Raw genomic sequence first — 12,571 nt, 5'->3', positions numbered from 1 at the left:
AATTACTTCAGGTGGTGAAACAACCATGCTCCTGGATATTTCATGTTGTCAAGTAAATGGGTAGGCTGGTCCCATGCCCCAGAGCCGCATCGACCCCGTCACCCTCGAAGTCGTGGACCTCATCGCCGCCGTCGTCGCCCGGTACCACGAGGAGTACGAGCACGCGGCTGCCCGCTACCAGCTCACCGGCGCCCAGGCCAAGCTCCTCGGCCTGCTGTCCCTGGAGCCGCTGCCGATGCGGCGCCTCGCGGAGAAGCTCAGGTGCGAGCCGTCGAACGTGACCGGCATCGTGGACCGGCTGGAGAGCCGGGGCCTGGTCGAGCGCAGGCCGGACCCGGCCGACCGCCGGGTGAAGCTGGCCGCCCCCACCGAGGAGGGCCTGGCCACCGCCGAGCAGCTGCGCGAGTCGCTCGACTTCGCGCGGGAGCCCCTCGCCGGGCTGTCCACGGCCGAGCGGGCGGTACTGCGGGACCTGCTGCGGCGCATGCTGGGCTGAGCCGGAGCTCAGCCCAGGCTCACCAGCAGACCCAGAGGAAGCAGGTCTCTTCCGGCTCGGGTTCGGGCTCCGGCTCGGGTTCCGGCTGGGGCGGGGGCTTGGGCGTGTTCGTCTTGGTGCCGCCCGGCTTGGGCTTGCCGGGCTTGGTGGAGGTGGTCGGCGAAGCCCCGGTGCTCTTCGATCCGCTCGGCTCGGGCGTCTCGGAGGCGTTCGGCTCGTCGGACGGCTCCGGCAGCTCCGGCCCCGGTACCCCGGACTGGGCCGCACCCGTCGGGCCCGGGTCACCGTCGTCCGCCGCCTTCGCGGACGCCGTACCGGCCTTGGCGGGCTTGGCCGAGGCCTTCGGGGCCTTACCCAGCGAGGGCGCCACGGTAGGCGCCGCCACCGAGCCCTCGGGCGCCGGCTGGTCCGGCTTCTTCATGTCCTCCTGCAGGAGGACCGTGGAGGCCCGGTCCTGACTCTCGCCGTCGGCCGTGATCCGGGTCAGCACCAGCGAGCCGCCGGCGGCGATCGCCATGCCCAGCCCGATGGTGAGCAGGGTCCGGCGGCGACGGCGGTGCACGGCCCGGCGGCGCGCCTGGCCGCGGGCCCGGCCGGTGCCCTGGTAGGGGCCGCCGAGGACGATCTCGAGCTCGCCGGGCGGCGGCTCGTCCGCATCCTGCGGGGCGTGCGGCACCTGCGGGGCGGCCGGCGCTCCCGGGGCGTACGCGTCCTGCGGGGCGTACGGCGCGTGCGGGGCGGCGTACGGACTCGGCGCCGGGCCTGCCGCGTACGGGCCCGCTGCATACGGGTCCGTCGGCGCGGGCATGGGCATGGTCCTGGGCGCGGCGGCGGACGGCGCGGCGGTCAGGTATTCGGCCGGAGTCCCGCAGCCGGCGCACGCCAGTGCGCCGTTGAGGTACCTGCGACAGGCGTGGCAGTAGTCCATGGCGCCCGCAGGCTATGCCGTCTACCGCAACATCCGTATCCCGAGAACGTAAGGATCCTGTGTGAGATTCGACGCCACCGCCTTCCAGCTGGTCCTGCTGCGCCGGATGGCGGACTTCCAGCCGGACCTCGCCGAGCAGGCCCGGCTCCGGCTCGGGGCCACCCTCGCCGAGCAGCGCGCGGCCAACAAGCACTGGCAGGCCATGGTGCGTTCGCCGCGCTCGCGCGGCGCCCTGGCCCGCTACCGCTCGGTCCTCGGTCCGCCCGAGTCCGTCTCCGCCCGCACCGTCGGGGACCTGGAGTGCGAGGCGCTGCTGTGGCCGGTGCCGCTCTGGCCCGACCTGCGCTTCGAGGTGCTGGCGGGGCCGGACGGGGCGGTGTGGAACGAGTGGCTGGTCCGGGCCCCGGGCGCGCCGGGGCCCGAACTGCGGAGCCCGGAGGACCTGCGGCCGTGGTCGGCGACGGTGGACGAGGTGGCGCGGGCCTTCGCCCCGGTCCGCCCGCTGGAGGGGACCGCGCCGACCCGGTGGCGGCTGGCCTTCACCGCGGCCGGGCGGCCCTGCGTGGCCGAGTTCACCCACGGCCTGCTCCAGCGGGTCTCGGTCGGGCCGGCAGTGCCGGACGGAGGCTAGGAGGTCAGGACGCGAGGAAGGCGCGGACTCCGGCCGAGGTCGGCTCGTCCCCGAGCAGGTCGTTGTGGGCCAGGCAGCCGACGCCGGTGTTCAGGGCGCCGGTCAGCGGGACGCTGCCGTCCGGGTTGATGACCTCGTCGCAGTTCGACCAGAAGGTCGCGTACTTCACCGCGCCCGGGGTCTCGTCCCCGGCGGCGAGGTTCTTCTGGACGTAGGAGTTCGGGGTCATGTCCCGGCAGGCCTGGTCCCACAGGGCGCAGGCCCAGGCGGTCGAGGTGCCGTGGTTGGGGCCGGCCAGCGAGACCCAGTGGCCGACGGTCGCGGTGCCGCCGCCGAACTTCACGTACCAGCGGCTGACCAGCGACCCGAAGGAGTGGGCGACCAGGTCGACCCTGGCCGCGCCGGTCTGCCGGCGCACCTCCTCGACGTACGAGGCAAGCCGGCCGGAGAGGACCTCGTTGACCGACTGGTGGGTGTCGTAGCCCCAGGAGAACAGCTCCGCGTCGGTGTAGCCGGCGGCGCGCAGGTCCTCGCGGAGCGCGCCCCAGACGCCGGGGTCCGCGTTGTAACCGTGGACGAAGACCACCGGATTGCGGGCGGGCGCACTGTCGGCCGTATGGACGGCGGCCTGGGCGGCGGGCGGCGCGAGCAGGGCCAGGCAGAGCGTCAGGAGTGCCGGAAGTTTCTGGCGGGCCGTCACCATCGGGTCCCCCTTACCTTGTTACGCGCGAGTAGCGCGGTTGGTGGGGGCATGCTGCTGCCTGTCGGTACAGAAAACCACCCCTGTGCAGCACCCCGACCGGAGCAACCCAACAGGCCGTCCGCCCGTTTTGCCGTGAAAGATGACAGATGTGACCGGCAGTCCGCCGGCCTTCTTGCGTCAGCGCACTCGGGAGGATCTGCCGTGACCGTCAGTCTTGAGCAGCTGCGCCGCTGCCACGTCGGCGTCGACCTGGGGGCAGCCCGCACCCGTGTGTACGTCAAGGGCGCCGGCCTGGTGGTGGACGAGCCCAGCGTCGCCGCGGTCAACACGCGCACCGGCGCACTCATCGCCGTCGGCTCCTTCGCCGAGCGGATGACCGGCCGCACCCCCGACTACATCCGGGTGGTCCGTCCCGTCTCGGGCGGCACCGTTGTCGACATCGAGATGGCCCAGCGGATGCTGCGCCACCTGCTGGGTGAGAAGCTCCGGCGCGCCCTGCGCCGCAAGCCCCGGCTGCGCGCCGCGGCCTGCACCCCGCACGACGCCGATCCGCTGGCCCAGCGTGCCGCCGTGGAGACCCTGGTCGGGCTCGGCGCCCGGCGGGTCGAACTCGTCGACACCCTGATCGCGGCGGCCGTCGGCTGCGGCCTGCCCGTGGAGCAGCCGACCGCAACGATGATCATGGTGTGCGGGGCAGCCGCCACCCAGGTGGCGGTGCTCTCCCTCGGCTCCATCGTGACCGCGGAACGGGTCCCGATCGGCGGCGAGGCCATCGACCACGCGGTGGTCCAGCACCTGCGGCACGCCCACGAGCTGATGCTGCCCAGCCAGGCCGTCCGGCCGCTCCAACTGGCCCTGCACGGCAACGGCATCACCGACGAGGGGCCCGCCTCCACCCTGATCCACGGCCGGGACGTGGCCACCGGCCTGGCCCGCTCGGTGCACGTGGACACGGCGGCGGTCCGCGACGCCATCCACACCCCGCTGACCGCGGTCCTGGACATCATCGGCAAGGTGCTGCGCGACTGCCCGCCGGACCTGGTCGCCGACCTGACGGACCGGGGGATCATGATGGTGGGCGGCAGCGCCCTGCTGCCGGGGCTGGACCAGATGCTGCGCGACGCGACCGGTATGCCGGTGGCCATCGCGGAACGGCCCGATGTGTGCGCCGTCCTGGGTCTCGGCGCCATGATGGAAGGAAAGATCGCGCCGATGGTCCTCAACCCGCTCGCCGAATGACCGGATGACCGAGGAAGGCGCTGCCGCCGGCGGCGGCCAGGAGGAGGCGGCCGTTGCCCGGCCGGCGGGGCCGCCTCGCCTGCCGGCGCTGCTGGAGGCCGTGCTCAGTGTCGGTTCGGAGCTCGAACTGCACAGCACCCTCCAGCACGTCGTCGACTCCGCGGCCGAGCTGTGCGCGGCCCGGTACGGCGCGCTGGGGGTGCTGGACCCCGAGCGCGGCCGGCTGACCGCACTGTTCACGGCCGGCCTGACCGAGGAGGAACGGGCCGGGCTGCCGCACCTGCCGGACGGCCGCTCCGGCCTCGGGGTTCCGATCCGGGTCCACACCGAGGTGTTCGGCAACCTCCACCTGGCCGGCAAGCAGGGCGGCGGGCCGTTCACCGACGAGGACGCGGCGCTGCTGCGGGTCCTCGCCTCCCAGGCCGGCATAGCCATCGGCAACGCCCGGCTGTACGAGACCGCCCGCCGCCGGGAGCGCTGGATCGAGGGCGCGGAGGCCGTCACCACCGCCCTGCTGACCGGGCGTCCGGCTGCGGACGCGCTGATGTGCCTGGCGGAGCGGGCCCGGCTGCTGGCCGACGCGGCGGCCGGGGTGGTGCTCCAGCCGACCCCGGAGGGCGGCATGGAAATCGTGGCCGCCTCCACCCACGGCGACCCCGGGGACCTGGTCGGCACCGCCATCGCCCCCGGAAGCCCGGTGCTGGAACAGCTGCTGGGCGGCGAACCCGTCTTCATCGAGGACTCGGCGACCGACCCCCGGATGACCACACCTGTGCGGAAGCGATTCGGCCCCAGCATGATGCTCCCGCTGCAGAGCGGCGGACAGCTGATCGGCACCCTGGCGCTGCCACGGGCCCGCGGGGGCCGCCCGTACGACGCGGTGGACCGGCTGCTGGCCTCGCAGTTCGCCTCCCAGGCCGCGCTGGCCCTGGTCCTGGCGGACGCCCAGCACGACCGGGAGCAGCTGGCGGTCTACGAGGACCGCGACCGGATCGCCCGGGACCTGCACGACCTGGTGGTACAGCGGCTGTTCGCGACCGAGATGATGCTGGAGAGCACCCGGCGCCGGGCCTCGGCCGCACCGGCCGGGGACACGGACACGGACGCGGTCGGCGATGAGCTGGGCCGTGCGGTGGACGAGCTGGACTCCACGATCCAGGACGTGCGTACGGCCATCTTCGCGCTCCAGCAGCCGCCGGCCGACGCGCCCGCCACGTTCCGGGGGCGGGTTTTGCGGGAGACCGGCGGGGCGGGGGTGCTGCTGGGCTTCCAGCCCTCGGTGCGGTTCGCGGGGGCGGTGGACGCGCTGGTCGCGGACCCGGTGGCCGGGGAGCTGCTGGCGGCCCTGCGGAGCGCGCTGGCCGCGGCGCACCGGCGGGCCGGGGTCACCTCGGTGGAGGTGGAGGTGGACGCGGATTCCTCGGCCGTCCGGCTGACGGTCACGGACGACGGCCGGACCGAGGCGGGCGCCCGGGGCACCACCCTGACCTGGCGTTCCGCGCTCTAGCCTGCGCGGTCGGCTCAGCTCAGGGTCCGGTCGGGGCGGTTGGCAGCCCGCAGGGCGATACGGGTGCTGGACTGGGCAACCCCGGCCTCCGTCTTGAGGCGGCGGAGCAGCACGTCGAGGGCGGCGGGGTCGGCGGCACGGGCGCGGACGAGGTAGTCGTGCGCGCCGGTGACGTGCACCGCCTCGGTGATGCCGGGCAGCCGGGTGATGGCCTGCTCGAACGCGTCGTTGGTGGTGTCGAGCCGCAGCGTGACGTCGATGAAGACCACCAGACCGCCGCGGGTGTCGGCGGCGGGGTCGATCAGGACGGTGAACCCGCGGATCACCCCGTCCCGGCGCATCCGGCGCACCCGGTCGGCGGCGGCGTTGGCGCTGAGCCCGACGCGGACGCCGAGGTCGCGGTACGAGATCCGCGCATCCTGCTGCAGGATGCCGAGGATTTCCCTGTCCAGGCGGTCCATACCGCGATTCTCGCAGCCTGGGCCGATATCCGCCCGCGCGTTTCCGCGCCGCCCGCGCAGGCTGCCGGGCATGACCGAGCTGAGCGTATGGATGGGCCCCTCGCTGGCGGGGGCGGCTGCGGGCCTGGGCGTGGCGGTGCCGATGGGTGCGATGAGCGTGCTGCTGCTCCAGGAGGCGATCCGGTCCCGCCGGGCGGCGGTCGCGGGCGCGACCGGCATCGCGGTGGTGGACTTCGGCTATGCGGCGCTGGCGGTCGCCGTGGGCCCGTGGGTGGCCTCGCACGTGGCCCCGATCGAGGCGTGGGTCCGCCTGGCAGCAGCAACGATCCTCCTGACCATAGCCACCCAAGGCCTCCGCCCCCGCCCCACCCCGCCCGCCCCCGGCCCGGAGCCCGGGTCAACGCCCCCGAACCCACGGCGAGGCCGAGCCAAAGGCGCGAGGGGGAGGGCGGGGCAGGGGGCCCCAGCCCCCACCGCGCCCGGGACGCCCGGCGGCCCCCACGCCCCCGGGCCAGAGCCCCGCCCAGCGGCGGCCGACGGCACAGCCGGGGTGCAGCCCCGCACGGCGGGAACCGGCGCAGCCGGGGCGGGGCCCGCGACAGCGGCCGACGGCGTGGCCGGGGCGGAGCTCCGCATGGCGGGAAGCGGCGACGCCCCGAGCCGGCGCCGAGACCGCGCCGAAGGCGCCGAATCCGGGCGCGCAGCGCCCACCAGCCCCGGCGGGCCCCAAGCCCCCGGGGCGGAGCCCCGCCCGACGGCGGCCGACGGCACAGCCGGGGCACAGCCCCGCACCGCGGGAACCGGCGCAGCCGGGGCGGGGCCCGCGACAGCGGCCGACGGCGTAGCCGGAGCACGCGCTACCCCCGGGGCGGAGCTTCGTGCCGCAGGGGCATGGCGGGTGTTTGGGCGGTATGTGGCGCTGACCGCCGTTAATCCCACCACCGCGCTCTACTTCGCCGCCCTCACCACCGCCCAGGGCAGCGAACTGCACGGCGGCGCAGCCGCCACCGCCTTCGTCGGCGGGGTACTGCTCGCCTCCCTCGCCTGGCAGCAGTTCCTCGCCGCGCTCGGCTCGTTCGCCGGGTCCCGGATCTCCCCCGCCGTACGGAACTGGAGCTTCCGTCTCGGCTACGGCCTGGTCGCCGCCTACGCCCTGAAAGTGGCCCTCCCGCTCCCCTGGTCCGCCTAGGGTGGCCCCGTGACCGTGACCCGCCCGTCCGCCCGCGCAGCCCTCGCCTCCGTCGCCGACCCCGGCAGCTTCACCGAACTCCCCGTCCCCGAGGCCCGGTCCGCCCCCGACGGGCCCATCGGCTGGGCCGGTTACGACGGTTCCCGGGCCCGCGCCGCCGCCCGTACCGGCGAGCAGGAGTCCGTGGTCGTCGGCACCGCCCGCATCGGCGGTCGCGAAACCGTCGTGATCTCCTTCGAGTTCGGCTTCCTCGGCGGGTCCCTGGGCCGTCGCACCGGCGACCGCCTGGAGGCCGCCTACGGCCATGCCCGCGCCCACCGCCTCCCCCTGGTCTCCCTCATCGCCACCGGCGGCTCCCGTATGCAGGAGGGCATGCTCGCCCTCACCCAGCTGCAGCGGGTGGCCCGCCAGTCGGTGCTCACCCGGGCCGCCCGGCTGCCCCAGATCGCCGTGCTGCGCGATCCGACCACCGGCGGCGGCTGGGCCACCCTCGGCGCGGGCGCGGACGTGGTGCTCGCGCTCCCCGGTGCGCAGGTGGGCTTCGCCGGGTCCCGGGTGCGGCCGGCCGATGCCGATCCGGCCGCCTACACCGCCGAGGGCCAGTACGCGGCCGGGCACGTGGACGCCGTCGTCCCCGCGCCGGAGCTCCGCGACACCCTCGCCGGCTGGCTGCGCCTGCTCACCGCCCCGCACCCCGGCCCGGCCGAGCCCCCCGCCGCCCTGGCCCCAGCCGCCCCAGCCGCCGCGGCACCGGACGGGAGCGGCTGGGACGCCGTACTCCGGGCCCGGCACCCCGACCGGCCGCGCGCCCCCGCCTACCTGGACGCGTACTTCGAGTTCCGGCTCCCGGTATCCGGCGACCGGACCGGCGGCACCGACCCCGGCATGCTGTGCGGGTTCGGCCTCCGCGAGGGCCGGGCCATCGGGTACGCCGCCCAGTGCGGCACCGCCACCCGCCCGGCCGGCTACCGGACGGCGGCCCGGCTGATCCGGCTCGCCGACCGGCTCGGCATCCCGGTGCTGACCCTGGTCGACACGCCCGGCGCGGCCAATGACGCCGCCGCCGAGCAGGCCGGCGCGGGTGCGGCCATCGCGGACACCTTCGCGGCGGTGGCCGCGGCGACCGTCCCGGTCACCACCCTGCTCATCGGCGAGGGCGGCTCGGGCGGCGCACTCGCCCTCGCCGCCCCCGGCAGCACCTGGGTCACCCCGGACAGCTACTTCTCCGTCATCGCCCCGGAGTTGGCGGCTGCCATCCTGAAGCGGCCCGCCGACCAGGCCCCGGCCACGGCCGACCAGTTGCGGCTGCGCCCCCGGGACCTGGTGGAACTGGGGGTCGCCCGCGGCATCGTCGGACCGGCCGACTTCCGTTCACACTCGGCCTGATCGGGCGAACCGCGCCGGGGTGGTCCCGACATGCCGCCCGAAGTGCCGGGCGAGATGGGCCTGATCGTGGAATCCCACCGCCACCGCCACCTCCGCCGGCGGCATCCCGGCGAGCAGCAGCCGCCGCGCCGCCGCCACCCGCCGCCCGGTCAGATAGGCGTGCGGCGGCAGCCCGAAGGCCCGGCCGAACGACCGGATCAGGTGGGTGGGGTGGGCCTCCCCCAGCGCCTCGGCCGCCTCCGCCAGGGTGATCCCCTCGACGGTCCGGGCGTCCAGCAGTTCCCGCAGCCGTACGGCGAGCCCGGCGCCCGCGGGCCGCGGCCCGGCCGGGTCCCGCCCGCTCAGCCGGTCGCGCAGCCGTTCCCGTACGAAGGCCAGCCGCGACTCCGCCTCGAACAGCTCCCGCCCGCCCAGCGCCCGGTGCAGTCCGTGGATCCGGTCCCGCAGCGCCGCGTCGTGCAGCAGCGGGGTGTCCACCGCGGCCCCGGTCAGCCCGGCCGGCAGCACCGAGGTGTCCAGGTACAGCACCCGTTTGCGGAACCCCGACTCGGTGACGGTGCGGCCGTCGTGCACCACCCCCGGCGGCAGCAGCACCACGGTCTCCGGCACCCCGGTGCCGTGCCGCTCGCGGTCGAGCGCGAAATCGACCCGGCCGCTGTCCAGGATCATCAGCGCCCAGGTGTCGTGCACATGGGCCGGATAGGCGTGAGCGGTGAACCGGGCGTGGAACACCTCGGTGATTCCCGGCACTTCGGGCTGCCACGCCGAGACGGTCATGTCAGCAACGTACAAGACGGCCGCCGGCGGCCCGGGCAGGCTGTGGCCATGACAACGAACGGCAAGATCGACATCGCGGAGAAGCTGGCCGGTTTCCACGAGCACTGGGCACCGCGCCGCATCGCCCGGGTCAACGACTACGAGGTCAAGGCCGCCAAACTGCAGGGCGAGTTCGTGTGGCACACGCACGAGGACACCGACGAGCTGTTCCTGGTGGTCAGCGGGGAGCTGACGATCCGGCTGCGGGACGGGGACGTGGTGCTCGGGCCCGGCGAGCTGTACGTCGTACCGCGCGGGGTCGAGCACTGCCCGGCGGCCTCGGCGGAGGTGTCGATCCTGCTGTTCGAGCCGGCCGGCACCGTCAACACCGGATCGGCGGGCGGCGACCGCACCCAGGAACCGGTCGACGCCTGACCCGGCCCCGGACCGGCCCCACCACAGACAGGGCCTACGCCACCGGCGACCGCGCGTCGTAGCGGGCGAAGCCGCGCCAGCGGGCCGCCAGCAGGGCCACGACCACCACACAGGCCAGCCCGCCCCCGGTGATCGCGAGCGCCGGCGAGGTGAGGTCGGCGACCGTGCCGGCCAGGAAGTCCCCGAGCCGGGGCCCGCCCGCGACCACCACGATGAAGACGCCCTGCAGCCGCCCCCGCATGTCGTCGGGGGTGGCGGCCTGCAGCATGGTGGTGCGGAACACCATCGAGATGGAGTCCATCCAGCCCGCCACGGCCAGGAAGAACAGCCCGAGCCACAGGTTCCGGGTGATCCCGAACACCGCGACGGCCAGCCCCCAGGCCGCCACCGTCAGCAGGATCGCCAGCCCGTGCCGGCGGATCCGGCCCTGCCATCCCGAGAACACGCTGCCGAGCAGCGCGCCGACCGCGGTGGCGGCGCCCAGCAGGCCGACGGTCATGGCATCGCCGCCGTACCAGACCAGCGCGATGGCCGGGAACAGCGCCTTCGGCTGCGCCAGCACCATGGCGGCCATGTCGGTGAAGAAGGTCATCCGGATGTTCGGCCGGGTGGCGAGGAAGCGCAGCCCGTCCAGCACCGAGGCCCGGCCCCGCTTGCCGTCCGTCCGCTCCGGCAGCATCGAGGGCAGCCGCCACATCGCGTAGAAGGCCCCGGTGAACGCGACGGCGTCGATCAGATACGCGGCCTGGTAGCCCCAGAGGCCGACGACCAGCCCGCCCGCCATCGGGCCGAGCATGAAGCCGGAGGTGGTGGTCACCGAGTTCAGCGCGTTGGCGGCGGGCAGCTGCTCGGGCGGCAGCAGCCGGGGGATCATGGCGGACCGGGCGGGCGAGTTCAGCGCACCGCACACCGACTGCAGGGCGACCACGGTGTAGAGCAGCCACACCCGGTGGTAGTCGAGCAGCGCGGCACCGGCCAGCACCACCGAGAGCGCGCCCAGCCCGCCGGAGCTGGCGAGGCCCAGCTTGCGCCGGTCGACGGAGTCGGCGATGGCTCCGCCGTACAGGCCGAAGACGATCAGCGGGACCAGTGAGCACAGTCCGACGAGGCCGACCGAGAGGCTGGACCGGGTGATGTCGTACACCTGGAGCTGGACCGCGAAGACGGTCATCGCCGCGCCCATCCAGGAGATGGTGTTGCCGATCCACAGCCGCCGGTAGTCGGGCGAGGTACGCAGCGGGGTGAGGTCGGCGAAGATCCGCCGCCGGGCGGGCGCCGGGTCCCCAGTGCCGGTGCCGGTGCCGGGACCGTCCGGGTCGTGGTCCCGTGGGGCCTGGTCTTCCGGCTGGGTCGAGGAGGGCGTCTGCGTCACACGGGATGCTAACCAGGCACCGGATCCGGAGGCCGGGCATTTTTTTGCGCCGCCCGCCCGCCCCGGCCCGGCACCGCCCACCCCGGACCCACGCCGCCCGGCCGGCCCCGCACCCAGCGGCACCAGTCACCCCACCGGACTCCTGGGTCGCGGAGCCCGCCCCTCCGGGCCGCTAACCCGCCATAGTCCCTGGAGATTTGACTGAATCGGCGTGCGCTCCCTGCCTGGCGTTCAGCTCATGATGAAAAGACTCGTATGTCCAGGGAGGCGCAGTGATCGAACCTGGCAAAGGAACCGCGAGCAACACTCTTCGCACCATCGGGCGGGTCGGCGGCCGGGCCGGCGCCGTTCCGCTCACGGTCGGGGTGGAGGAGGAGTTCCTCCTCGTCGATGCCCGGACCTTCAAGGTGGTCCCGGCCGCCCCGCTCGTCCTCGCCACCGCCGGCGGGGAACCGCACGAGCTGCACGCCGAGGGCACCCGGTACCAGGTGGAGATCTCCTCCCCCATCGCCGACTCGGCCGCCACCCTCCGCGAGGAGCTCGGCGCCCTGCGACGCTCCCTCGCCAAGGCGGCCCGGATGCACGGCTGCCGGCTGCTCGCCAGCCCCTCTCCGGTAGTGGCCCTGGACGGGCCCCTGCACCTGACCGACGACGAACCGCGCCAGCGGGAACAGCACCGCCGCTTCGGCGCCCTCACCGACACCCTGGTCGGCTGCGGTCGGCACATCCACATCGGCACCCTCGACGTGGACACCGCCGTGGCCGTGGCCAACCGGGTCCGCCCCTGGCTGCCGACGCTGATCGCGCTGGCCGCCAACTCCCCGTACTGGCAGGGCCGCGACACCGGCCACGCCAGCTGGCGGGCGATGGCCTGGTCCGCCTGGCCCTCGGCGGGTCTGCCCCCGCACTTCACCTCCACCGCCCACTACCGGCGCTCGGTGCAGACCCTGCTCGGCTCCGGGGCGGCCCTCGACACCAAAATGGTCTACTGGGACCTCCGCCCGTCCGGGAACTGGCCCACGCTCGAAATCCGGGCGCCCGACATGTCCCCGGACCTCGAGACCGCGGTGCTCCAGGCCGAACTGGCCCGCGCCCTGGTCGCCACCGCACTGCGCGAGATCGCCGGGCACCACCCCGCCCCGGAGGTCCGTGACGACGTACTACGACTGGCCCGCTGGCGGGCCGCCCACGACGGCCTGGAGGGCTTCGGCCTGGACCCCTACACGGGCGCCGAACTCCCCGCCGCGGACCTCGCGGAGGCCCTGCTCGACCACATCGCCCCGGAACTGGCAGCGGCGGGCGACCTGGACCACGCCGCCACCACCCTGACCGCCCTGCTGCGCGACGGCTCCGGCGCCCACCGCCAGCGCGCGGCCTTCGCCCGCAGAGGAGACCTGACGGACGTCCTCCGTCACCTGGCGGACACCACCGAGGCCTTCTGAGCCCACCCCGCCGCAGAAGCCCCAGA

13 protein-coding genes are annotated in these 12,571 nt (G+C 74.8%); 8 read left to right on the top strand and 5 right to left on the bottom strand.

Annotation, left to right across the window (positions count from 1 at the left end; all coding sequences use genetic code 11):
• Positions 1-73: 73 nt before the first annotated feature.
• Positions 74-496, top strand: a complete 423-nt coding sequence (locus ABT123_RS11045; RefSeq protein ID WP_351311994.1) for a MarR family winged helix-turn-helix transcriptional regulator — start codon at positions 74-76, stop codon at positions 494-496.
• Between the two features lie 19 nt (positions 497-515).
• Here ABT123_RS11045 and ABT123_RS11040 read toward each other — a convergent pair whose 3' ends face one another.
• Positions 516-1,424, bottom strand: coding sequence for an SCO2400 family protein (locus ABT123_RS11040; RefSeq protein ID WP_351311992.1), 909 nt, complete (start codon positions 1,422-1,424; stop codon positions 516-518).
• A 106-nt stretch (positions 1,425-1,530) separates the two neighbouring features.
• Here ABT123_RS11040 and ABT123_RS11035 point away from each other — a divergent pair, with 106 nt between their 5' ends.
• Complete coding sequence (locus ABT123_RS11035) at positions 1,531-2,055, top strand: hypothetical protein (RefSeq protein ID WP_351312116.1); 525 nt, start codon at positions 1,531-1,533, stop codon at positions 2,053-2,055.
• Between the two features lie 4 nt (positions 2,056-2,059).
• On the opposite strand, the gene ABT123_RS11030 is transcribed toward ABT123_RS11035, so the two are convergent.
• Positions 2,060-2,758, bottom strand: a complete 699-nt coding sequence (locus ABT123_RS11030; RefSeq protein ID WP_351311990.1) for an esterase/lipase family protein — start codon at positions 2,756-2,758, stop codon at positions 2,060-2,062.
• A gap of 201 nt (positions 2,759-2,959) precedes the next feature.
• Between ABT123_RS11030 and ABT123_RS11025 the strand changes: the two genes are divergently transcribed.
• Together ABT123_RS11025 and ABT123_RS11020 are read left to right on the top strand one after the other, a co-directional pair.
• Positions 2,960-3,997, top strand: coding sequence for a rod shape-determining protein (locus tag ABT123_RS11025; protein WP_351311989.1), 1,038 nt, complete (start codon positions 2,960-2,962; stop codon positions 3,995-3,997).
• A gap of 4 nt (positions 3,998-4,001) precedes the next feature.
• Entirely contained in the window at positions 4,002-5,504 is a 1,503-nt protein-coding gene (locus ABT123_RS11020; RefSeq protein WP_351311987.1) for a sensor histidine kinase, read from the top strand.
• 14 nt (positions 5,505-5,518) lie between these two features.
• On the opposite strand, the gene ABT123_RS11015 is transcribed toward ABT123_RS11020, so the two are convergent.
• Positions 5,519-5,965: an Lrp/AsnC family transcriptional regulator gene (locus ABT123_RS11015; RefSeq protein WP_351311985.1), complete on the bottom strand. Its 447-nt coding sequence runs from the start codon at positions 5,963-5,965 to the stop codon at positions 5,519-5,521.
• Between the two features lie 70 nt (positions 5,966-6,035).
• On the opposite strand from ABT123_RS11015, the gene ABT123_RS11010 reads away from it, so the two are divergent.
• Positions 6,036-7,154: a LysE family transporter gene (locus tag ABT123_RS11010; RefSeq protein WP_351311983.1), complete on the top strand. Its 1,119-nt coding sequence runs from the start codon at positions 6,036-6,038 to the stop codon at positions 7,152-7,154.
• 9 nt (positions 7,155-7,163) lie between these two features.
• Entirely contained in the window at positions 7,164-8,540 is a 1,377-nt protein-coding gene (locus ABT123_RS11005) for a carboxyl transferase domain-containing protein (protein WP_351311981.1), read from the top strand.
• Here ABT123_RS11005 and ABT123_RS11000 read toward each other — a convergent pair.
• Positions 8,526-9,317 (bottom strand): AraC family transcriptional regulator, encoded by a 792-nt coding sequence (locus ABT123_RS11000; protein ID WP_351311980.1) that lies wholly within the window; start codon positions 9,315-9,317, stop codon positions 8,526-8,528. The two genes, ABT123_RS11005 and ABT123_RS11000, sit on opposite strands and share 15 nt — an antisense overlap.
• 48 nt (positions 9,318-9,365) lie before the next feature.
• Here ABT123_RS11000 and ABT123_RS10995 point away from each other — a divergent pair, with 48 nt between their 5' ends.
• On the top strand, positions 9,366-9,731 hold the full coding sequence (locus ABT123_RS10995; RefSeq protein WP_351311978.1) for a cupin domain-containing protein: 366 nt from the start codon (positions 9,366-9,368) through the stop codon (positions 9,729-9,731).
• Positions 9,732-9,765: 34 nt separating this feature from the next.
• Here ABT123_RS10995 and ABT123_RS10990 read toward each other — a convergent pair whose 3' ends face one another.
• A complete protein-coding gene (locus ABT123_RS10990) occupies positions 9,766-10,989 on the bottom strand; it encodes an MFS transporter (protein WP_351312114.1) in 1,224 nt (407 codons plus the stop codon).
• Positions 10,990-11,375: 386 nt separating this feature from the next.
• Between ABT123_RS10990 and ABT123_RS10985 the strand changes: the two genes are divergently transcribed.
• Positions 11,376-12,545 (top strand): carboxylate-amine ligase, encoded by a 1,170-nt coding sequence (locus ABT123_RS10985; protein WP_351311976.1) that lies wholly within the window; start codon positions 11,376-11,378, stop codon positions 12,543-12,545.
• Positions 12,546-12,571 lie beyond the last annotated feature (26 nt).

The sequence above is a fragment of the Streptomyces sp. NPDC002054 genome (assembly GCF_040296685.1).
In the GTDB taxonomy this organism is placed as follows: domain Bacteria; phylum Actinomycetota; class Actinomycetes; order Streptomycetales; family Streptomycetaceae; genus Streptomyces.
This window is presented reverse-complemented; position numbering and strand designations above follow the sequence as displayed.

Bases quoted from the DNA above. Each gene is read 5' to 3' on its own strand.
- ABT123_RS10995 (WP_351311978.1), top strand. From the start codon at position 9,366: ATGACAACGAACGGCAAGATCGACATCGCGGAGAAGCTGGCCGGTTTC.
- ABT123_RS11000 (WP_351311980.1), bottom strand. From the start codon at position 9,317: ATGACCGTCTCGGCGTGGCAGCCCGAAGTGCCGGGAATCACCGAGGTG.
- ABT123_RS11020 (WP_351311987.1), top strand. From the start codon at position 4,002: ATGACCGAGGAAGGCGCTGCCGCCGGCGGCGGCCAGGAGGAGGCGGCC.
- ABT123_RS11045 (WP_351311994.1), top strand. From the start codon at position 74: ATGCCCCAGAGCCGCATCGACCCCGTCACCCTCGAAGTCGTGGACCTC.
- ABT123_RS11010 (WP_351311983.1), top strand. From the start codon at position 6,036: ATGACCGAGCTGAGCGTATGGATGGGCCCCTCGCTGGCGGGGGCGGCT.
- ABT123_RS11030 (WP_351311990.1), bottom strand. From the start codon at position 2,758: ATGGTGACGGCCCGCCAGAAACTTCCGGCACTCCTGACGCTCTGCCTG.
- ABT123_RS11040 (WP_351311992.1), bottom strand. From the start codon at position 1,424: ATGGACTACTGCCACGCCTGTCGCAGGTACCTCAACGGCGCACTGGCG.
- ABT123_RS11035 (WP_351312116.1), top strand. From the start codon at position 1,531: ATGGCGGACTTCCAGCCGGACCTCGCCGAGCAGGCCCGGCTCCGGCTC.
- ABT123_RS11015 (WP_351311985.1), bottom strand. From the start codon at position 5,965: ATGGACCGCCTGGACAGGGAAATCCTCGGCATCCTGCAGCAGGATGCG.